This is a genomic window from Streptomyces sp. NPDC058000, from assembly GCF_042886435.1.
Lineage (GTDB): Bacteria > Actinomycetota > Actinomycetes > Streptomycetales > Streptomycetaceae > Streptomyces.
Genome location: NZ_JBHVQS010000046.1, coordinates 1 through 20,743, shown reverse-complemented (window position 1 = coordinate 20,743; position 20,743 = coordinate 1). Strand labels below are relative to the sequence as shown.

Genomic DNA, 20,743 nt, shown 5'->3' with positions numbered 1-20,743 from the left:
CGGTACGGCTGTGGGGCTTGGGGGTCCGGGTCCGGGGCCGGTAGTCGCTGGTCGGGCCCGCCTCCATCCCGCGACGGCTCCACCCGCCCCACCACTCACGCGCAGCCCACCGCTCCCCCACCACTCCCGCGCACCCCACCACTCCCCCACCCCCCACCCGCAATGGCATGAAATGCCCCCGTGGCGGATGCTGGAGTTCTGGAGTTCTGGAGCGAATACGGCCCAGGCGGCTCAGCTGTGCGAAGGAGGCCGGATATGGCTGCTACCGGTGCACCTGGCCAGGTGCTGCACAAGCCCGCGAACCCCCTCCGCCGGTTCAAGCGGCGGCGCACCCAGATCAACGAACACCTGCCCGTGGACCATCGGCTGAGCCAGGTCTACCGCATCGGCGCGGGCGTGATGGGGCTGGTGCTGGTCGCGTTCGGCGTCCTCGGCCTGACCCACAACATCGGGTTCTTCGACACCGGCGGTTCGACCGCGGCCGGGCTGAACACCAACGGCGCGCTCAGCGTGCTCTCGATCGTCGTCGGCGCGCTGCTCTTCGCCGGGATGGTGATCGGCGGCAATTTCGCCTCCACCCTCAACATCGTGCTCGGCGGGCTGTTCCTGCTGAGCGGTTTCGTGAACCTCGGGCTGCTGCAGACCGACTCCAACTTCCTCGCCTTCAAGATCCAGAACGTGCTCTTCAGCTTCGTGGTGGGGCTGTTGCTGCTGGTGTTCGGGATGTACGGGCGGGTCAGCGGCGGTCTGTCGCACGACAACCCCTACTGGCGCGCCCGACACCCGGAGGAGGCCGAACGCTTCGAGCGCGGGGAGCTGCACCCGGTGTCCGGGATGACGGCCGGGCGGCAGTCGGCGCGGGTACGGATGCAGGGCGCCTGGCACGGTGGGCTCGGCTCGCTCGGTCCCGGCACCAGCGTCACCGGCCCGCACCCCCGGCACACCGGTGCGCACGCCGAAGCGCGCCCGGGTACGGGGACGGGTACGAGCACGGGTACGGGGACGATGAGCGCGGAGAAGGGCGCGGGACCCGGCGGAGCGCCTCCGGCCGGCAGCTCCGAGGAGTTGTGACGAGCGGGAGGAGTGGTGACGAGCGGGGGCGCACCGAGCGGTAGGGAGTGGTGAGCCGGACGGCAGGACGGCAGGGCAGCAGGACGGCAGGGCGTGCCGAGGTGGGGTCGTGTGCTCGGCGCGCCCTGACGGCTGCGGGGCGGTGGCCCACACCACGGGCGGGGCGCCGGGGCGTGGGTATGAGGAGTACGGGGGCAGCACGGGAGTACCGGGTACCTGGGAGCGACCATGGGGCAGTTGGGGAATCCCACCTCGTACGCGGGTCACGGGCGGCACGGAGCGGCCGTCGAGGCGCTCGCCAAGCGGATCTGCGAGGGCAGTTACGGCGAGGGGGACGTCCTCGCCGTGTCGGAGCTGGTGGCGGAACTGGACGTCAGCCAGACCGTGCTGCGCGAGGCGGTGAAGGTGCTGACCGCCAAGGGGCTGCTCGCCACCCGTCAGAACCACGGCACCTACGTCCGCCCCCGTGAGGAGTGGAACCTCCTCGACTCCGACGTGCTGCGCTGGAAGCTGGCGGCCGGCGCCTCGTCCGACTTCTTCGCCGACGTGCTCGAACTCCGCCGGTCCATCGAGCCGGCGGCCTCCGCCCTGGCCGCGGAGCGCCGTACCGACGACGACCTCGAAGCCCTCAGTGCCGCACTGAGCGCGATGTCCGCGACCGAGGACGATCCCGTGCTGCTCATCCGCGCCGACGCCTCCTTCCACACCGCGATGCTGCTCGCCTCCAACAACCGCTTCTACGCGCAGATGCACCGGGTGATCGTGCCCGTGATCATCCAGCGCGGCCGGGAGGTGTACGCCTCCGGCGGCGCCTTCGCGCATCCGCACGCCGTGCACGCGGCGGTGGCCGAGGCGGTCCGGGACCGGGACGTGGACGGGGCGTACATGGCGATGCTGGAACTGCTCGACAAGTCGGCGCGCGAGCATCCGTAGGGCGGGGCGGGGGCACGGCCGGTCGGGGAGGGGCCGGGGCCGCCGGGCGCGGGTAGGGGGAGGGGTGGACGCCGCTCGACGGAAACCGCGACGGAAGGACGGTCCCCGCGCCATGGCCGACTCCCTGAAGATCACCCGTATCGAGACCTTCCTCGCCCCGCCACGCTGGCTGTTCGTCCGGGTGGAGACCGACCAGGGTGTGGTGGGCTGGGGCGAGCCGGTGGTCGAGGGGCGGGCCGAGCCGGTCCGGGCAGCGGTGGCGGTGCTGGCGGAATACCTGCTCGGGCAGGACCCGGCGCGCATCGAGGACCACTGGCAGGTGCTGACCAAGGGGGGCTTCTACCGCGGCGGCCCGGTGCTCTCCTCCGCCGTCGCCGGCCTGGATCAGGCGCTGTGGGACATCAAGGGGAAGCACTGCGGGCTCCCCGTCCACCAACTGCTGGGCGGACCGGTCCGCGACCGGGTGCGGGCCTATGCCTGGGTCGGTGGCGACGAGCCGGCGGAGATCCGGGACGCGCTGGCCGAACAGGTCGAGGCGGGCTTCACCGCCGTCAAGATGAACGGCTGCGGGCGGATGTCCCCGCTGGCCACCCGCGCCGAGGTGCGCGCCTGCCTGCGGCGCGCCGAGACCGCCCGTGAAGTCCTCGGCGACGAACGGGACTTCGCCCTCGATTTCCATGGCCGCGTCTCCCCTTCCACTGCCCGCCGGCTGCTGCCGCTGCTGGCGGAACACGCGCCGATGTTCGTCGAGGAGCCCGTCCTCCCCGACCATCCACAGGCCCTCCCCGGCCTCGTCGACGCGTCCGGCATTCCGCTCGCACTCGGTGAACGCCTCTACACCCGCCGTGAATTCCTGGCTCCGCTCCAGGCAGGAATCGCGGTCGTGCAGCCCGACGTCTCGCACGCCGGCGGGATCTCCGAGCTACGCCGGATCGCCGCCCTGGCGGAGACCTACGGGGCCCATCTCGCCCCGCACTGCCCGCTCGGCCCGGTCGCCCTCGCCGCCAGCCTCCAAGTGGCCTTCACCACCCCGAACTTCCTCATCCAGGAGCAGTCCCTGGGCATCCACTACCACCAGGACGCCGAGCTGCTGGACTACGTCGTCGATACCGCGCCGTTCCGCTTCGACCGCGGCGCACTGCTGCGGACCGACCGCCCGGGCCTCGGGGTGGAGGTGGACGAAGCGGCGGTCCGCGCGGCGGACGCGGCGGGCGGGCACACCTGGCGGAACCCGGTCTGGCGGTACGAGGACGGCGCGTTCGCCGAATGGTGACGGATCTCAAAGCCGCATGGTGACGGATCCGAAAACGGCGACGGGTACGAGATCGGCGACGAGACCCCACCGGCGACGCGCCGGGCAACACGGGCCGCGGACGCAGCACATGGCAGGAGCACTGCACGGCAGGAGCACCGCATGGCAGGAGCACCACGTAGCAGAGCGCGCACGCACCGTTCGCACGGCCCAGGGGGACAGATGGACGCCACCGCACAGGACGGCACCGGCGTACCGGCCGCCACCGGGACACCGGCCGGCACGAGGACACCAGCCGGCCCCGCCCGCCCGGACGTGCTCACCTTCGGCGAGACCATGGTGGCGCTGCGCGGCAGCGGCCCCCTGAAGCTCGGCGGCACGCTACGGGTCTCGGTCGCCGGTGCGGAGAGCAACGTCGCGATCGGCCTGGCCCGGCTCGGCCACCGCGTCCACTGGACCGGCACGGTCGGCGCGGACGAGGCGGGGGAACTGGTGCTGCGGACGCTGCGGGCCGAGGGCGTCGAGGTGTCCGGTGCCACCGCCGACCCGGACGCGCCCACCGGCTTGATCCTCTTCGAGCCGCGGCTGCCGGAGGTCACCCGGGTCCACTACTACCGCACCGGCTCGGCCGGCTCCCGGCCCGCGGCGGCCGCCGTCGAACACGCCTTCGCCGCCGCCCCGCCGCGCGTACTGCACCTCACCGGCATCACCCCGGCGCTGGGCCCGGTGGCCCGCGCGACGGCCGGGCACGCGCTCCGGCTGGCCCGCCGGCACGCCACGCTCGTCTGCCTGGACGTCAACTTCCGCGCCCGGCTGTGGACCGCCGCCGAGGCCACCGAGGTGCTGCGGGACTGGCTCCCCTCGGTGGACGTGCTGATCGCCTCCGACGACGAGCTGTCGCTGTGCCTGCCCGGACCGGCCGGCGGCACCGACGAGGACGCGGCCCGGCTGCTGGTCCTGGGGGTCCGCGAGGTGGTGGTGACGCACGGTGCGGACGGCGCGACGGCCTACGCCGGGGACGGTGGCCCCCGCCACCAACCCGCCGTCCCGGTCCGGGCGGTGGACCCGGTGGGCGCCGGCGACGCCTTCACCGCGGGCTACCTCTCGGCGCTGCTGGACGGCGCGGACCTCGCCGGGCGGCTGGCGCGGGCGGCCACCACCGGCGCGTTCGCGGCCGCCTCGGTGGGCGACTGGGAGGGCGCGCCGACCCGCGCGGAGCTGGACCTGCTGGGCGCGCCGCCGGGCACCGTGGTGCGCTGAGCGGGGGGCGTAGCAGGACGCGGCAGGGCGCAGCGGGGGCCCGTCCGGTGGGTCGGTCCGGGCGGGCAGGCCCTAATCTGTGGCCATGCCCCGTTACGAATACCGCTGCCGCCCCTGCGGGACCACCTTCGAGCTGAACCGGCCGATGGCCGAGTCGTCCGCCCCGGCCTCCTGCCCCGAGGGCCACCAGGACACCGTGAAGCTGCTCTCCACCGTCGCCGTCGGCGGGACCGCGTCCGCCCCCGGCCCGTCGGCCGCCCCGCGCGGCGGGGGCGGCGGCTGCTGCGGGGGCGGCTGCTGCGGCTGACCACGGCCCCGGCCCGCCGGCGGACACGGCCTAGCGCTTGCGGGCCAGCGTCACCCCGTCCGCCACGGTGAGCAGCACCGCCTCCATCCGCACGTCCTCCAGGACGTGGTCGTTGAACTCCCGGATCGCCAGGGCCGGTCCGGTCGCCGCGGGGTCGGTGACGTCACCGTGGTACAGGACGTTGTCGGCGACGAGCAGGCCACCGGGCCGCAGCCGCGGCACCAGTTCCTCCCAGTAGGCGATGTAGCCGCCCTTGTCGGCGTCGAGGTAGACCAGGTCGATGTGCGGCTCGGCCGGCATCCCCCGGAGGGTTTCCAGCGCGGGGGCGATCCGCAGCCGGATCCGGTCCGCGACCCCGGCCTTCGCCCAGGCTTCCCGGCCGTAGGCGGTCCACTCCTCGGAGACGTCGCAGGCGGTCAGCGTTCCGCCGGCGGGCAGCGCGCGGGCCATGGCGAGGGTGGCGAAGCCGGTGAACGTGCCCACCTCGACCACGTGCCGGGCCCCGGTCAGGCGGACCAGGAAGGCCAGTAGGGACGCCTGCTCGGGCGCCGAGAGCATCCCCGCCGCCTCGGGGAACCGCTCGCGGGTGCGCTCCGCGAGTTCCTGAAGTGCGGGGTCCAGCGGTGGGTTGTGCGCCAACACGTAGTCGTACAGCTCCGGTGTGAGCGGGGCGCTCTTGGGCTCGGCCACGGACTCTCCTCCCAGTCGCCGGCAGCCTATTGCCGGCGACCGGGCCGCGTCATCAGACGCGCCCCGGGTCCGTGGCGCCGGCCAGGAAGGCGCGGGCGATCACCTCGCCGGCGGCCACCCCCCGTTCGCGGAGCGCGGTGACGTGCGGGGCCCGCCAGCCGGTGTCGGCCAGTTCGCCGTGGCCCGGCCGCCAGCCGCGGTCCGCGGCCAGCAGCAGGTCGGTGTCGAGCAGTGAGTCGCCGGCCGCGAGGATCCCGGTGGCGCCGGTGCGGCGGGCCACCTCGGCGACCGCGGCGCTCTTGGTGAGCGGCTTCGGAACGGCGTAGATCTTGCGGCCCTGGAGGGAGACCGTCCAGCCGCGCGGCTCCGCCCAGTCGGCCAGGTCCTTCACCCAGGTCTCCGGCAGCAGCGACCGCTCCACGACGAGGTAGGCGAAGAGGTCCTCGGCGGTGCGTTCCGAGCGCAGCCAGGCCGGGTCGGCGGTGCGGACCAGGTGCGCGCGGATCTCGGCGAGCGGCGCGCACCGGGCGGCGAGCCGGGCGGCGACGGTGCGCTGCCAGTCCGGGTCGGACTCGCCCCGGACCAGCAGGTGGCCGCCGTTGGCGCAGACCGCGAACTCCGGTGGCGGGCCGGGGAGATGGATGCGCCGGTACTGCTCGCGGGTGCGGGTGGTGGCCGGTACGAAGGTGGTGCGGCCGGCCAGTTCGGTGAGCAGCGCGGCGGCCGTCTCGGTCATATAGGAGAGCGGCCGGCCCTCGTAGACCTCGACGCAGAGCAGCCGGGGGGCCGCCGCGTCCGGCCCGGACAGGTACAGCGCGGCGGACGAGTAGATCAGGGTGCGGTCGAGGTCGCTGGCGACCAGCGGTGCGGGTGTGGTCATCAGGAGGCCACCGCCTTGCCGTCCGCGCCGGTGGCCCCGCGGGTGAAGCGGGGGTGGATCAACCCGACGCAGGTGTAGGGGAGTTCGTCGACCTCCTCGACGGGTACGCCGCGTTGCTCGGCCAGCAGTCGGACGTGGTCGAGGTCGCTGCCGGCGCCGCGCCGGGCGAGGATCCGCCAGGGGACCCGGCGGAGCAGGACCCGGGTGGTCTCGCCGACGCCGGGTTTGACGAGGTTGATGTCGTGGATGCCGTACTCCACGCTGATCCGCTCGACGGCCGCCCAGCCCGCCCAGGTCGGGGTGCGGTCGGTGGCGGCCAGTTCCCGTACGTCGGCGGCGACCTCGTCGGCGACCGCGTCGAAGCGGGCGGTGACGGTGTCCAGGAACGTCGCCGACAGGTCGCCGCCGGCCAGTTCGCGGTAGAACTTGGCGCCGTGGAAGTCGTCCGGTCCGACCAGGTCGGCGCGGAGCACGGTGCGCGAGATCAGCCCGGAGACGGTGGAGTTCAGGCAGGCGGACGGGATGAGGAAGTCGTCGCGGGTGCCGTAGGTCGTCACGCAGCCGCCGGGGTCGGCGAGCACCGCGATCCGCGGGTCGAAGTCGGGGAACTCCGTGAGTCCCGCCAGCGTCCCGGCGAGTTCGCGGGTGATGGCGCCCTTGCCCGTCCAGCCGTCCACGAAGACCACGTCCGCCGGGTCGTGGTGGGCGGCGAGCCAGCGCAGGGCGGTGGTGTCGATGCCCCGGCCGCGGACGATGGAGACGGCGTAGTGCGGCAGGTCCAGGCCGTGGGCGTACGCGGCCCAGCGGCGCATCAGGATGCCGACGGGGGTGCCGGCCCGGGCCAGCGAGACCAGGACGGGGCCGGGGCCCCGTTCGGCGAGGACGGTCTCGGTGACGGTCCCGACGGCGCGGGCGATCCGGTCGGCGGAGGTGCGCAGCGCGGCGTGGAACAGCTCCTGGTACCCCTCGCTGGGCTGGTACTCGACCGGTAGCGACTCCGCGTAGTGGGCGCCGCCGCGCTGGATCGCCTCCTCGCGCTCCTCGGTGGGCGCCTCCAACGTGACGTCGGACAGGTCCTGGAGCAGCCAGCCGACCTCCTCGGGGGCGTAGGAGGAGAAGGCGGGGCCGCGCAGCGGTCCGGGGAGCGCGCCGCGCGGGGTGTGGGCGGGGACGACGGCCAGCAGCAGCCGGTCGGTGTGGGCGGCGAGCCGGTCCAAGAGGCCGCCGGGGGCGTGCAGTTCGGGGCGGTCGCCGGCGGAGTCGACGACCGCGACGACGGCGTCGAAGCGGCGCGCCGGGTCGCTTCCGGGCGCGACGTTGTACGCGTAGCGCTCCCGCGGGCCGTCCGCCGGGTGGTCGTGGGCGGGGAACGCCAGCCGGGTGCGGATGGCGTAGCCGGGGTCGTCCACGGCGAGCACCGGGGAGCGGGTGGTGGTCGAGAAACTGACGGTCCCGCCGGTCCCGGCGATCCGCGCGTCCAGGGCACCGGCCAGGCGCAGCGGGGCGTACATCAGCTCCTCGTTGCCGAGGACGAGGATGCGGCGGGCGTCGCCGAGGTGCGCCGCGATCCGGGCGGCCATGGCGGGCAGTCGTTCCTCAAGGAGCGCGCGGTGGGCGGGGGTGAAGCCGTGCCGTCCGCCGTCGGGCAGCCCGGTGGGCCAGCCGAGGTCGATGCGCACCGCGTCCGGGCGCGGGGCCGCGCCGCTCACGGGGGGCGCGGGCGGCTCCTCGTGGGCGGCGACCAGGTCCCGGCCGCGGTCCAGGACGTCGTCGGGCAGTTGGACGCCGCCGCCGGCCAGGGCGACCAGGTCGACGCGGGCGCCCAGGTCGGCGGCGAACTCCGCGAGCCGCTCGCGGTCCGCGGCGGAGCGCATGTCCACCAGGGCGACGACGACGTACCGCTTCCGCGGATAGCGGGCGTGCAGCGCCCGGATGGTGTTCAGGACCGTGCGCCCGGTGGAGAACTCGTCGTCGACGAGGACCAGGGGGCCGTCGCCGGCGAGCAGGGTGCGGTCCTCGGGGAGCAGCAGGTGCGCGGTGGCGTGACTGTGCTCCTCCTCGAAGCCGGCGGCGTGCGGTACGCCGGGGACCGGGCGGCGGGTGGAGTGCAGGTACGGCGCGAGCGCCAGCCCGTCGGCGACCGAGTGGCCGAGCCCGGTGGCGGTCTCGGCGTATCCGAGGACGAGGGCGCGGGCGGCGTCCGCGTCACCGAGCAGTGCGCGCACCCGGCGGCCCAGCCCGACGCCCGCGCCGTACACCACGTCCGGGCGCTGCGGTACGTGCTTGCCGAGCACGTTGGAGACCAGCAGATGGGCCCGCTTGGGGTTGCGCCGGAGCGCCAGCCCGAGCAGTTCCGACAGCTCGTCCCCGCCGCTCAGCGCGACGCCGAGCCGTCCGGCGACCCACTCTCCCGTCCACACCACGTGCCGTGTCTCCTCCGTCGTCGCGTCCATGCCGTCGTTCATGCCAGTGCTCTTGCCGTCGTTCTCGCTGTGGTCGGGGTTCCTGTCGGGCCGCCGTGCTCAGGCCGGTTGGAGGCTCGCGGTGAGCAGTTCCACGAAGCCGACGTCCTCGCGGGCCACGCCGAACGCCTCGGCGCGCAGCAGCGTCCGCTCGGCCCACGCCCGGTGCGGCTTCACCTCGTTCATCTTGTTGGTGTACGCGGAGCGCAGCACCCCGCCGTCGCCGCGCTCCGGCCGCAGGATGTCGGTGGCGTCGCTGTACTCCTCGTGGCTGACGACGGACAGGGCGTGCACCGGGGCGACGTGCGAGGGGTGGATGCAGGTCTTGCCCGTCAGGCCGTTGGCGCGGTCCAGTTCGATCTCGCGCAGCAGGCCGTCCATGTCGTGCTCGATCAGGGTGGTGCGGAGTTCCTCGGCCTGGCCCAGGAACGGGCTGCGGCGCAGCTGCGGCTTGAACATCCGCTCGTGCAGCCGGAAGTACTCCCACACCGGGCCGGTGACGGTGAAGCCGGTGCCGTCCGCGCGGCCGAGGACGTTGACCACGTCGGCGATCACGGAGGCGACGATCTGCACGTCGTACGCCGTCATGTCGGGGGCCCGGCGCAGGCCGTAGGCGGAGCAGAAGTCGGTGACGCCGAGGCGCAGCGCGAGCACCCGGTCGCGGTGGGCCTCGACGGTACGGGCGATGCCCGCCAGGGTTGCGGCGCGGCTCTCCAGGTGGAGCAGTTGCGGGGATTCCAGCACCGGCATCGCGAACAGTCGCCGCCCGCAGGCGGATTCGGCGCGGGCCAACGCCTCCAGAAACGGCTGGCCGCTCTCTGCGGTGAACTTGGGAAGTACGAATCCGGACAGTCTGCGCACGGCTGGTCCCATCCGGCGCACCAGGTCCGGTATTTGGGCCGGTTCGCGGACCCGGACGAAGAGCAGCGGAAGGTCCTCGCCACGGTCGGCCGCCTCGTCGAGCAGGCCGAGCTGCCGGACGAGGTTCTCCTCACCGGCCGCCACGTCGCCGTCGCCTATGGAGTCTTCGAGGCACAGCACCATGGACGTGACGCCGTGGGCGGCCTGCTTGAGGACGTCGACGGCGAGGCGGGGGCGGGTGGCGGGGCTGTAGAGCGTGGCACCGAGGGCGGCTGCGAGCGTGCGGGCCGGGGAGTCGGCGGTGAATTCCACCGGCTCCTTATGGAACAGGGTCTTCCGGATGTCGGGCGCAAGATGCCCAAAGTGACGCATACAACTCCCCGTATAGAAGCGGGACCCGGGCACCCCCGCTGCATCTCGGTGTCTGGATCCAGCCGGTAATCGTACGTGTGTGGGGGTCCGGAAAGTTCCCGCGCACACGAAAAACCCGCCACCGTCCGGCCACCCCGACGCGGCCACCGGGTGTCCGGGAAGCACCGGGCCCGGCCCCCGCGTTGTGGCCGCCACCGCAGGGAAGGCAGGATTGCGGCATGACGCACGCGATGCTGAAGGGGTCGAACGTCCCCCTCGACGCCACGGCCGTCCGGGCCGTCCTGCGCTGGACGCCGGGCACCGGCGTCCCCGACGTCGATGCCTCGGCCCTGCTGGTGGGACCGGACGGGCGCGTGCGCTCCGACGAGGACTTCGTCTTCTACAACCAGCCGCGACACCCCAGCGGCCTGGTCCGGCACCTGCCCAAGGCCCGCCTGACAGACGCCCTCACCGACACCATCGAGGCGGAGCTGACGCCGCTCGACACCTCGGTGGCGCGGGTGGTGCTCGCCGCCTCCTCGGACGGCGGCCCGTTCGGCGGGGTGACGGACCTACGGGTGCTGCTGTACGACGCGGCGGCGGACGGCGCGGAGCCACTGGCGGTCTTCGACGTGGTGCCCGAGACGGGCGAGGAGACCGCGCTGATCTGCGGTGAGCTGTACCGGCGCGGCGACAGCTGGAAGTTCCGGGCGCTGGGCCAGGGCTACGAGAGCGGACTGGTCGGCCTGGCCACCGAATTCGGCATCTCGGTGGACGAGAACGACACGTCCACCGGTCGGACGGCCCCCAAGCCCCCCGCGCCCCCGGAGGCGAGCGCCGCGGAGCCGCCGGCCGCCGACTCCCCGTCCCCCGAGGCGTCCACCGCGGACCCGCAGGGCGAGGACCCCACCGCGGCCGTCGCACGCCCCGCGACCGGCGCGCCGACCTCGGCCCCGCCCGGCCCCACCCCGTCCGGCCCGGTCTCCCCGCCCCCCGGCGCCTGGCCCGAGCAGGCCACCGCCCCGCCGGCCGGCGCCCCGCAGTCGGACCCGGCGGCGATCACCCAGCACGTACCGGACCGGATGCCGGAACCGTTCTCCGCCGCTCCGCTCCCCCCCGCCCCCACCGGCGGCTACGGCTACGGCTACGGCTACCCGGCCAACGTCCCGCCCCCGCCGACGCAGCCGCCGGCCCAGCCCGCGGCTCAGCCCGCTTACGGCTACCCGGGCCCGCCGCAGCAGCAGCCCTACCCGCCCCAGCAGCCGCCCACCTACGGCTATCCGCAGCAGCCGCAGCCCGCCCCCGCGTACGGCTACCCGGCGCCGCCGCAGCAACCACAGCAACCACAGCCCTTCATGCCCGACCCGGCGTTCGTCCTGCCGCCCCAGGGGCCGCAGTTCCAGCGCCGCTGACGCACCGGAAACGGCCGGGGTGCCGGGAGACACGCACGGTGTCCCCCGGCACCCCGGCCGTGCCGGGCGTGCCCGCCCGGTTGCTCAGACCTTCGACTTGTAGCCGCGGCCCCACTGGAGCCCCCAGCCGTACAGCCGGTCCAGCTCGGCCTGGAAGCCGTAGACGTACTTCACCTCGCGGCGCACCGACAGGCCGTCCTTGCCGTTCTCCAGCATGAAGATGGCGCAGGAACGGGCCTGCGGCGCCCGCTCGTCCAGCTTGACCTCGACCCGCGGCCCGGTGCTCGGGTAGAGCGTCACCACCGCGTGCGTACGGTCGAACGCCGGGGTCCCGTCGTAGATGTAGACGAAGATCAGCAGTCGCTTGATCTCGTCGCGGTGGTCCAGGTTGATGTACAGCGTCTCGCCGGACCCGGAACCGAACCGGTCGTCGCCGCTGAGCTTGACGAACGGCGGGGCGTTGAGGTCGCCGAGGAAGTCGCCCAACGGCTGCACCACGCCCTTGCTGCCGTCCTGGAGCTCGTACATACAGGCCAGATCGAGGTCCACGTTGACCACGGCCGGGCCCTGCGCCTGCACGATCTCCGGCCGGAACAGCCTGCTCGGGTTGCGCAGCAGACTGCCGGAGCGCTGCCCGCCCCGCTCGCCGAAGTCCGAGGTCCGCATCTGCCAGCTCAGATTGACCCGCAGATGGCCGCTGGCCGCCCCCTGCTTCGTCAGCGAGACGACCGGATTCCGCTTCGTCAGCTCGACGACGTACGACGCGCCACCGCCGTCGAACTTCGGCGCGTTGCCACGCCACAAGTTCCCCAGGAACGACACTTTCCCCACCCCATCGTTGTGGCCCCTACCCAGTACGGGGCGGCCGTGGGTGTGTCCCCGTGGCCGCCCCGCAGAAAGCGTTCCTCATTCAGAGGTCCGTCACACTCCCGACGACACTTCCGACTGCGCCGACGACCTCTCGCCCGGCTTGCCCTCGCGCCGGTTGCGCAGCACCGAGGAACCGAAGGAGAGCGCGATCAGGACGACGCCGACCAGGCCGGTGATGACCTCGTTGATCTCGTACCGGATCGTGACCAGCAGGATGACGCCCAGCGCACCGATGGCGTAGTGCGCCCCGTGCTCCAGATAGACGTAGTCGTCCAGGGTCCCCTTGCGGACCAGGAAGACGGTCAGCGAGCGGATGTACATCGCGCCGATGCCCAGACCCAGTGCCATCTCGAAGATGTCGTTGGTGATGGCGAACGCGCCGATGACACCGTCGAAGGAGAACGAGGCGTCGATGACCTCCAGGTAGAGGAACATGAAGAACGCCGCCTTGCCGGCCAGGCCCACCGCGGCGCCGGCCCCGCTGCCCTTCTTCTGCACCGCGGCCCCGGCGCCGTCCTCGCCGTCCGCCTCGTCGTCCTCCAGCCGGCCCTCGAAGTAGCCGGAGATACCGCCGACGACGAGGTAGGTGACCAGGCCCGCGATGCCGGCCAACAGGACCGTGGTGGTCTTGTCACCGCCGCCGTGCGCGGCCTGCGGCGCCACCGTCACGGCGCTGACCAGCAGGACGACCAGGGCGACGACGACGGAGAGGGTGTCGAGCTTGCCGATCCGGGCGAGCGGCTTCTCGATCCATGACAGCCAGGTGTAGTCGCGGTCCTCGAAGATGAAGTCGAGGAAGATCATCAGCAGGAAGATGCCACCGAAGGCCGCGATGGCCGGGTGGGCGCTGGTGACCAGCTCCTCGTAGTGCGCCTTGTTGTTGATGGCGAGCTGGACCGCCTCGATCGGCCCCATCTTCGCGGTGATCGCGACGATGACGACCGGGAAGACCAACCGCATGCCGAACACCGCGACGAGGATGCCCACGGTGAGGAAGATCTTCTGCCAGAAGGCGTTCATCTTGCGCAGGATGCCCGCGTTGATGACCGCGTTGTCGAAGGACAGCGAGATCTCCAGGATGGACAGGATCCCGACGATCGCGAGCCCCTGCCACCCCCAGAGGACGCCGGCCAGGCCGAGGCCGAGCACCGTGATGGCGAACGACCAGCCAAAGGTTTTCAGGAGCACTGCCTACCCAATCCCTCGCTGTGTGGGTCCCCCGCGCGCAGTGCGCGGCGCTTTGCAAAACGTTGACCCGAAGTCTAGAGCGCGCACTTTCCGGCCGGGCCGGTCGACCCCCGCCCGACCGGAGAACCGCAGGTCGGGAACAGCGTTCCCACTCTTCGAGGACGGCAGCCCCAGAGTGCCGCCCGCCGCGCCTGGCCCGCGGCGGACGACACACCTTCCGACACCGCCGACGACCGGGCGGTGTCGTACCCGCTTACGAAACGTCGACCCCGAAGTCCAGGGCGATGCCCCGCAGGCCCGACGCGTACCCCTGGCCCACGGCCCGGAACTTCCATTCGCCGTTGCGGCGGTAGACCTCTCCGAAGATCATCGCGGTTTCGCCGGCGGCGTCCTCACTGAGGTCGTAACGGGCGAGTTCGCTGCCGTCGGCCTGGTTGAGGATCCGGATGAAGGCGTTGCTGACCTGCCCGAAGCTCTGCCCGCGCAGATCGGCCTCGTGGATCGAGACCGGGAAGACGATCGTCTCCACCTGCTCGGGGACCTGGGTGAGGTCGACCAGGATCGTTTCGTCGTCGCCCTCGCCCTCACCGGTGAGGTTGTCCCCGGTGTGCTCGACGGACCCCTCGGGGCTCTTGAGGTTGTTGTAGAAGACGAAGTACTCGTCCCCCAGCACCCGACCCGACCGGCACAGCAGCGCACTGGCGTCGAGGTCGAAGGGTGCTCCAGTGGTGGACCGCGCGTCCCAGCCGAGGCCGACCGTGATCTGAGTGAGATTCGGAGCGGCCTTGGACAGGGAGACGTTGCCCCCTTTGGCGAGCGTGACGCCCATGGTGTTCGCTTCCTCCCCGGTGTCGGTGCGGGGCGCGGCGCACGCCCCGGAAACGCGCCCGGCGCCGCACTCCCCGATCGGGGCGTACGGCGCCGGGCACGGTCGCGCCGTGCGGTCAGACGTTGACGCCGAAGTCCTGCGCGATGCCGCGCAGGCCCGAGGCGTAGCCCTGACCGATGGCGCGGAACTTCCACTCCGCGCCGTTGCGGTACAGCTCGCCGAAGACCATGGCGGTCTCGGTCGAGGCGTCCTCGCTCAGGTCGTAGCGCGCCAGCTCCTTGCCGTCGGCCTGGTTGACCACGCGGATGTAGGCGTTGCGGACCTGGCCGAAGCTCTGCTGGCGGGTCTCGGCGTCGTAGATCGACACCGGGAACACGATCTTGTGGACGTCGGCGGGGACACCGACGAGGTTCACCTTGATGGCCTCGTCGTCGCCCTCGCCCTCACCGGTGGTGTTGTCACCGGTGTGCTCGACCGAACCGCACGGGCTCTTGAGGTTGTTGAAGAACACGAAGTTCTGGTCGTTGGCGACCTTGCCCTGGTCATTCGTCAGCAGGGCGCTGGCGTCCAGGTCGAAGTCCGTACCGGTGGTGGTACGCGCGTCCCAGCCCAGACCGACGAGAACGGCGGTCAGATTGGGGGCTTCCTTCGTCAGCGAGACGTTGCCGCCCTTGCTGAGGCTGACTCCCACGAGTCCTCCCGTAGATTCGAGGGGTACGTCCAGATGTGCGCCCCCATCGTGCATGGCATCGGATCAACGATTTGATCCTAGTGACCGGTTCCCGCCGAACGCAGATAACGCACATGGATCTCGACGGATGTCCGGCCCCGGCCATGATCCACCGGGCAGGTCTAGGGCCTGTCGTCACATTCCCGTCGTCGCCCGAAGGGCGGCCCCGCGGCGTCTGGTGCGTGCTCACGGCGTGCCGGGCGGAAGTCCTTGTACTGGACGTACTTGGGCTTTCGCCCGGTGCGGCGAGAGGGCGTGCCAGGCGTCGCGAGGCAGACGGGAATGTGACGACCGGCCCTAGAGGGCCGCGAGCGCCTTGACGTAGTCGTTGAGGTCACGGGCGTCGGGCAGGCCGTTGACGATCGTCCAGCGCACCACGCCCTCCTTGTCGATGACGAAGGTGCCACGTACCGCGCAGCCCTTCTCCTCATCGAAGACGCCGTACGCCCTGGAGACCTCGCCGTGCGGCCAGAAGTCCGACAGCAGCGGGTACTCCAGGCCCTCCTGCTCGGCGAAGACCCGCAGCGAGAACAGGGAGTCGTTGGAGACGGCCACCAGCTGCACGTCGTCGTTGACGAACTTCGGCAGCTCGTCGCGGAGCGCGCAGAGCTCACCGGTGCACACGCCGGTGAAGGCGAACGGGTAGAAGAGCACCACGACGTTCTTCTCGCCGCGGAAGTCCGAGAGCTTCACCAGCTCGCCGTGCTGGTTCCTCAGCTCGAAATCCGGAGCTGCGGTGCCGACCTCGATCGCCATGGGACTGCTTCCTTCCCGCGTCACCCTCTACTGGACGCGACCACCCTACGCGTCCGCCCAGATGGCCGGCGCACCGCTCCTGAACTGCACCGAGCCCCTTCCGGAACGACTCCGGAAGGGGCTCGGCGAGGACGTCGGGTGGCGCGGTCGATCAGCGCTTGGGCGAGATCAGCCGGCTGCCGGTCCAGTCCTTACCCGCGTTGATGCTCCGGGTCTGGGACAGGCCCGCGGTCTGTGCGGCGTCGTTGATGTCGCTCGGCTCGATGTAGCCGTCGCGCCCTGTCTTGGGCGTCAGCAGCCAGATCATGCCGCCCTCTTCGAGCAGGCCGATGGCGTCCACCAGCGCGTCCGTGAGATCGCCGTCCTCGTCCCGGAACCATAGGACGACGATGTCGGCAACATCGTCATAGTCCTCGTCCACAAGGTCCTGGCCGATGATGGACTCAATGCCTTCTCGGAGCTCCTGCTCGACGTCGTCGTCGTAGCCGATCTCCTGGACCACCTGTCCGGGCTCGAACCCCAGCCTGGTGGCAGGGTTGGTCCGCTCCTCCGCGTGGTCCGCGGTCGCGCTCACGGATTGCCTCCTGTCATGTTTCGGAAAGTACTCGGGGACTCCGCGCGTGCGCGGAGCATTGGCCGTAGTCCACACGTGCCGGGCGGATCGCGCAAGTACCCGACGGTCGAGACCGCCGAAACGGTGACGATCGACGGGCCCACCGCCGCGGCCCGGCCCCCACCAGGACACCATGAAGTGATACGCACCACAGCATTGTGCCGGGTATATGGGGTAGGCGGGAAGGAATGGCCCCCGCGAAGGGTATCGGAGCCTTCCGGCTCCCCTTGCCGGCGCCGCACGGCCGCACGCCGGGGCGTTTCGAGATGCGCGTATGGTTGCGATTTGGCCGACCACAAGTATCGGCCCTTTCCGCGCCATCTCTCAGCGGGTGGTTACCCATCGGTAGAGGTGACGTATCCCAGTGGCTCGGTACACGATGGAAGACGGCGCGACACAAGGCACAAACAGCTTTCGTCCCCGTGCGCAGCGGCAATAGCAGGCAGAGCACGACACGAACCGAACCCGAAGGAACAGCGTGGCTTCCGGATCCGATCGAAACCCGATCATCATTGGCGGCCTTCCCAGCCAGGTCCCGGACTTCGATCCCGAAGAGACCCAGGAATGGCTCGACTCGCTCGACGCGGCCGTCGACGAGCGAGGCCGGGAACGTGCCCGCTACCTCATGCTCCGCCTGATCGAGCGCGCCCGCGAGCGGCGTGTGGCCGTGCCCGAGATGCGGAGCACGGACTACGTCAACACCATCGCGACCAAGGACGAGCCGTTCTTCCCGGGCAACGAGGAGATCGAGCGCAAGGTCCTCAACGCGACCCGGTGGAACGCCGCCGTGATGGTCTCCCGCGCCCAGCGCCCGGGCATCGGCGTCGGCGGCCACATCGCCACCTTCGCCTCCTCCGCCTCGCTGTACGACGTGGGCTTCAACCACTTCTTCCGCGGCAAGGACGAGGGCGACGGCGGCGACCAGATCTTCTTCCAGGGCCACGCCTCCCCCGGCATCTACGCCCGCGCCTTCCTCCTGGACCGACTCACCGAGACCCAGCTGGACGCCTTCCGCCAGGAGAAGTCCAAGGCCCCCAACGGGCTCTCCAGCTACCCGCACCCGCGGCTGATGCCGGACTTCTGGGAGTTCCCGACCGTCTCGATGGGCCTCGGCCCGCTCGGCGCGATCTACCAGGCCCGGATGAACCGCTACCTGGAGGCCCGCGGCATCGCCGACACCTCCAAGTCGCACGTCTGGGCGTTCCTCGGCGACGGCGAGATGGACGAGCCGGAGTCGCTCGGCCAGCTGTCCATCGCCGCCCGCGAGGGCCTGGACAACCTGACCTTCGTCGTCAACTGCAACCTCCAGCGGCTGGACGGCCCGGTCCGCGGCAACGGCAAGATCATGCAGGAGCTGGAGTCGCAGTTCCGCGGCGCCGGCTGGAACGTCATCAAGCTGGTCTGGGACCGCAGCTGGGACCCGCTGCTGGCGCAGGACCGCGACGGCATCCTGGTCAACAAGCTCAACAGCACCCCCGACGGCCAGTTCCAGACGTACGCCACCGAGACCGGTGCGTACATCCGCGAGCACTTCTTCGGTGACGACCACCGGCTGCGCGCGATGGTCGCGAACATGACCGACGACCAGATCCTGCACCTGGGCCGTGGCGGTCACGACCACCGGAAGATCTTCGCGGCGTACGCGGCGGCCAAGGCCCACCGGGGCCAGCCGACCGTGATCCTGGCCCAGACCGTCAAGGGTTGGACGCTCGGCCCGAACTTCGAGGGCCGCAACGCCACCCACCAGATGAAGAAGCTGACGGTCGAGGACCTCAAGCGCTTCCGCGACCGGCTGCACCTGCCGATCCCGGACAAGGACCTGGAGGACGGCGCGCCGCCGTACTACCACCCGGGCCCGAAGTCCGAAGAGATCCAGTACATGCACGACCGCCGCAAGGGGCTGGGCGGCTATGTGCCGACCCGGGTCGTGCGTGCCAAGCCGCTGGAGCTGCCCGGCGACAAGGCGTACGCCACCGCCAAGAAGGGCTCGGGACAGCAGAAGATCGCCACGACCATGGCGTTCGTCCGCGTCCTGAAGGACCTGATGCGGGACAAGGAGATCGGCAAGCGCTTCGTGCCGATCGCCCCGGACGAGTACCGCACCTTCGGCATGGACGCGTTCTTCCCGTCGGCCAAGATCTACAACCCGCTGGGCCAGACCTACGAGTCGGTGGACCGCGAGCTGCTGCTGGCCTACAAGGAGTCCCCGACCGGTCAGATGCTGCACGACGGCATCACCGAGGCCGGCTGCACCGCGTCGCTGATCGCGGCGGGCTCCGCGTACGCCACCCACGGCGAGCCGCTGATCCCGGTCTACGTCTTCTACTCGATGTTCGGGTTCCAGCGGACCGGCGACCAGTTCTGGCAGATGGCCGACCAGCTCTCCCGCGGCTTCGTGCTCGGCGCGACCGCCGGCCGCACGACGCTGACCGGTGAGGGCCTGCAGCACGCCGACGGCCACTCCCAGCTGCTCGCCTCGACCAACCCGGCGTGTGTCGCCTACGACCCGGCCTACGGCTACGAGATCGCGCACATCGTCAAGGACGGTCTGCGGCGGATGTACGGCGAGACCGCCGGCGGCCAGCCGGGCGAGGACATCTTCTACTACCTGACCGTCTACAACGAGCCGATCCTGCACCCGGCGGAGCCGGAGGACGTCGACGTCGAGGGCATCCTCAAGGGTCTGCACCGGATCAAGCCGGGCGAGAAGGGCGAGCACCGGGCCCAGATCCTTGCCTCGGGCGTCGCGGTGCCGTGGGCCGTCGAGGCCCAGCAGATCCTCGCCGACGAGTGGAACGTCAAGGCCGACGTGTGGTCGGCGACGTCCTGGAACGAGCTGCGCCGCGAGGCGGTGCAGGTCGAGGAGCGCAACCTGCTCCACCCGGAGGAGGAGCAGCGCGTGCCGTACGTGACGCGCAAGCTCCAGGGCGCCGAGGGCCCGAAGGTCGCGGTCTCGGACTGGATGCGGGCCGTCCCGGACCAGATCGCGCGCTGGGTGCCGGGCACGTACCAGTCGCTGGGTGCCGACGGCTTCGGCTTCGCGGACACCCGCGGTGCTGCCCGCCGCTTCTTCCACATCGACGCCCAGTCGATCGTGCTGGGCGTGCTCACCGAGCTGGCCAAGGAGGGCAAGGTCGACCGCTCGCTGCTCAAGCAGGCCATCGACCGCTACCAGCTGCTGGACGTGACGGCCGCCGACGCGGGTGAGGCCGGCGGCGACGCCTGACCTCCCCGCGGCCGTCCGCCGCACCGTCTCCTCCGCGCCCCCCGACCGGCGAAGCCCGCCGGTCGGGGGGCGCGGTGCGTCCGTCGGGGCCGGACCGTTCAGTGCTCCCACAGCTTGAACGCCCTTACCTGGTACGGGGAACGGGGCACCCAGCTGCCGCCGCCCGGGTAGGTGTCGAACTCGCCGGTCTCGGCGCAGACGGCGCTCTGGTAGGTGGTGACCGGGCGGCCGGTGCGGTTGGCGAGCGAGGCGGCGGTCATCCCCTTGGGGAGGGTCACGCAGCTCTCGATGTCGGTGCCGGACAGCTCGTAGCTCTGTCGACGGCCGCCGAAGTCCGTCTTCGGCCACAGGCACAGCTGCCCGGCCGAGCAGTCACCGGACGCGGTGGCGGTGCGGCCGCCGCCGGCCGCGTGGGCGGCCGGGGTGCCCAGGATGTACGGCGTGGCCAGCGCCGCGGCCAGCGCGGCGAGGCCGGTGACGAGTGCGGCGCTGCGGGACGTGCCTGACGTGTGGATGCGCATGAGAATCGCTCCCCCGTGTCGTGGCCGTGGTGGGCCGCGCAGGTCGGCGCGGGCCACGGCGGTGTTGTCCGCGGCGGGCGGGTGCCCGCAGCGGGTTCGGGTTCGAGCGTGCGGCGGAACGGGCGCGTCCGCCAAGCCCGCGGCGACTCCTCCACCCGGATCAGGTATGGGGATAACTCGACGATCGTGAACCGGGCTGCCGGTAAGCGGAGTTGACGTGCCATGGACGGTAGGGGCGGGGCGCGGAAACGGTTCCTCTGGTCTGCGGCAAGGGAGTTGGATGGGGCCGCGGTCCAGGAGGCGGGGACCGGGCCCGCTGGTTCCCGCCTCGGGCCACCCGAACGAGGGATGCGCCTCCGGCTCGGAGGTCAACTGCTGCCTGGGGAGCGGTGATTGCCGGTGGGGGGCGGTGCTGGAGTGCGGGTTGACGGCGGATGACGGCCGACGGGCCGGTCTCCGGACCGGCCCGGCCCCGGCCGCGGACCCGTACGCGCAACGGCGCGCGGCCGGCCGAGGGGGTGGTTCGGCCCT

18 protein-coding genes are annotated in these 20,743 nt (G+C 71.8%); 7 read left to right on the top strand and 11 right to left on the bottom strand.

Annotation, left to right across the window (positions count from 1 at the left end; genetic code table 11):
* Window positions 1–282: 282 nt before the first annotated feature.
* From ACFVT2_RS31830 to ACFVT2_RS31810, 5 genes are all read left to right on the top strand, one after another.
* Entirely contained in the window at window positions 283–1,071 is a 789-nt protein-coding gene (locus ACFVT2_RS31830; protein WP_390023587.1) for a DUF4383 domain-containing protein, read from the top strand.
* A gap of 228 nt (window positions 1,072–1,299) precedes the next feature.
* Window positions 1,300–2,004, top strand: a complete 705-nt coding sequence (locus tag ACFVT2_RS31825; RefSeq protein WP_390023494.1) for a FadR/GntR family transcriptional regulator — start codon at window positions 1,300–1,302, stop codon at window positions 2,002–2,004.
* A gap of 124 nt (window positions 2,005–2,128) precedes the next feature.
* Window positions 2,129–3,277 (top strand): galactonate dehydratase, encoded by a 1,149-nt coding sequence (gene dgoD / locus ACFVT2_RS31820; protein ID WP_390023585.1) that lies wholly within the window; start codon window positions 2,129–2,131, stop codon window positions 3,275–3,277.
* A gap of 201 nt (window positions 3,278–3,478) precedes the next feature.
* A complete protein-coding gene (locus tag ACFVT2_RS31815; RefSeq protein ID WP_390023492.1) occupies window positions 3,479–4,516 on the top strand; it encodes a sugar kinase in 1,038 nt (345 codons plus the stop codon).
* A gap of 85 nt (window positions 4,517–4,601) precedes the next feature.
* Complete coding sequence (locus tag ACFVT2_RS31810) at window positions 4,602–4,823, top strand: zinc ribbon domain-containing protein (RefSeq protein ID WP_390023490.1); 222 nt, start codon at window positions 4,602–4,604, stop codon at window positions 4,821–4,823.
* Window positions 4,824–4,853: 30 nt separating this feature from the next.
* Here ACFVT2_RS31810 and ACFVT2_RS31805 read toward each other — a convergent pair whose 3' ends face one another.
* From ACFVT2_RS31805 to ACFVT2_RS31790, 4 genes are read right to left on the bottom strand one after another with little or no spacing between them, the layout of a single operon-like run.
* The gene (locus ACFVT2_RS31805) at window positions 4,854–5,513 is read right to left on the bottom strand and encodes an O-methyltransferase (protein WP_390023488.1); all 660 of its coding nucleotides are present in this window, start codon (window positions 5,511–5,513) and stop codon (window positions 4,854–4,856) included.
* 52 nt (window positions 5,514–5,565) lie between these two features.
* Entirely contained in the window at window positions 5,566–6,393 is an 828-nt protein-coding gene (locus ACFVT2_RS31800) for an HAD family hydrolase (protein ID WP_390023486.1), read from the bottom strand.
* Window positions 6,393–8,858: a phosphoribosyltransferase gene (locus ACFVT2_RS31795; protein WP_390023484.1), complete on the bottom strand. Its 2,466-nt coding sequence runs from the start codon at window positions 8,856–8,858 to the stop codon at window positions 6,393–6,395. The genes ACFVT2_RS31800 and ACFVT2_RS31795 overlap by 1 nt, the downstream gene beginning before the upstream one ends.
* A gap of 57 nt (window positions 8,859–8,915) precedes the next feature.
* Window positions 8,916–10,088, bottom strand: a complete 1,173-nt coding sequence (locus tag ACFVT2_RS31790) for an HpcH/HpaI aldolase/citrate lyase family protein (RefSeq protein ID WP_390023482.1) — start codon at window positions 10,086–10,088, stop codon at window positions 8,916–8,918.
* A gap of 218 nt (window positions 10,089–10,306) precedes the next feature.
* Between ACFVT2_RS31790 and ACFVT2_RS31785 the strand changes: the two genes are divergently transcribed.
* Window positions 10,307–11,479 (top strand): TerD family protein, encoded by a 1,173-nt coding sequence (locus tag ACFVT2_RS31785; RefSeq protein ID WP_390023480.1) that lies wholly within the window; start codon window positions 10,307–10,309, stop codon window positions 11,477–11,479.
* Window positions 11,480–11,563: 84 nt separating this feature from the next.
* On the opposite strand, the gene ACFVT2_RS31780 is transcribed toward ACFVT2_RS31785, so the two are convergent.
* The 6 genes from ACFVT2_RS31780 to ACFVT2_RS31755 all read right to left on the bottom strand — a co-directional run bounded on the left by ACFVT2_RS31780 (window position 11,564) and on the right by ACFVT2_RS31755 (window position 16,426).
* Window positions 11,564–12,301 (bottom strand): Tellurium resistance, encoded by a 738-nt coding sequence (locus tag ACFVT2_RS31780; protein WP_390023583.1) that lies wholly within the window; start codon window positions 12,299–12,301, stop codon window positions 11,564–11,566.
* Window positions 12,302–12,400: 99 nt separating this feature from the next.
* Window positions 12,401–13,537, bottom strand: coding sequence for a DUF475 domain-containing protein (locus ACFVT2_RS31775; RefSeq protein WP_390023478.1), 1,137 nt, complete (start codon window positions 13,535–13,537; stop codon window positions 12,401–12,403).
* Window positions 13,538–13,790: 253 nt separating this feature from the next.
* A complete protein-coding gene (locus tag ACFVT2_RS31770) occupies window positions 13,791–14,366 on the bottom strand; it encodes a TerD family protein (RefSeq protein WP_390023476.1) in 576 nt (191 codons plus the stop codon).
* Window positions 14,367–14,481: 115 nt separating this feature from the next.
* Window positions 14,482–15,057 carry a TerD family protein gene (locus ACFVT2_RS31765; protein WP_390023474.1) on the bottom strand — a complete coding sequence of 192 codons (576 nt, stop codon included), beginning with the start codon at window positions 15,055–15,057 and terminating at the stop codon, window positions 14,482–14,484.
* Window positions 15,058–15,393: 336 nt separating this feature from the next.
* Complete coding sequence (locus ACFVT2_RS31760; RefSeq protein WP_390023472.1) at window positions 15,394–15,852, bottom strand: peroxiredoxin; 459 nt, start codon at window positions 15,850–15,852, stop codon at window positions 15,394–15,396.
* A 151-nt stretch (window positions 15,853–16,003) separates the two neighbouring features.
* Window positions 16,004–16,426 (bottom strand): DUF3052 domain-containing protein, encoded by a 423-nt coding sequence (locus tag ACFVT2_RS31755; RefSeq protein WP_390023470.1) that lies wholly within the window; start codon window positions 16,424–16,426, stop codon window positions 16,004–16,006.
* Between the two features lie 517 nt (window positions 16,427–16,943).
* On the opposite strand from ACFVT2_RS31755, the gene aceE reads away from it, so the two are divergent.
* Window positions 16,944–19,691 (top strand): pyruvate dehydrogenase (acetyl-transferring), homodimeric type, encoded by a 2,748-nt coding sequence (gene aceE, locus ACFVT2_RS31750; RefSeq protein ID WP_390023468.1) that lies wholly within the window; start codon window positions 16,944–16,946, stop codon window positions 19,689–19,691.
* Window positions 19,692–19,789: 98 nt separating this feature from the next.
* Here aceE and ACFVT2_RS31745 read toward each other — a convergent pair whose 3' ends face one another.
* Window positions 19,790–20,212 carry a peptidase inhibitor family I36 protein gene (locus ACFVT2_RS31745; RefSeq protein WP_390023466.1) on the bottom strand — a complete coding sequence of 141 codons (423 nt, stop codon included), beginning with the start codon at window positions 20,210–20,212 and terminating at the stop codon, window positions 19,790–19,792.
* Window positions 20,213–20,743 lie beyond the last annotated feature (531 nt).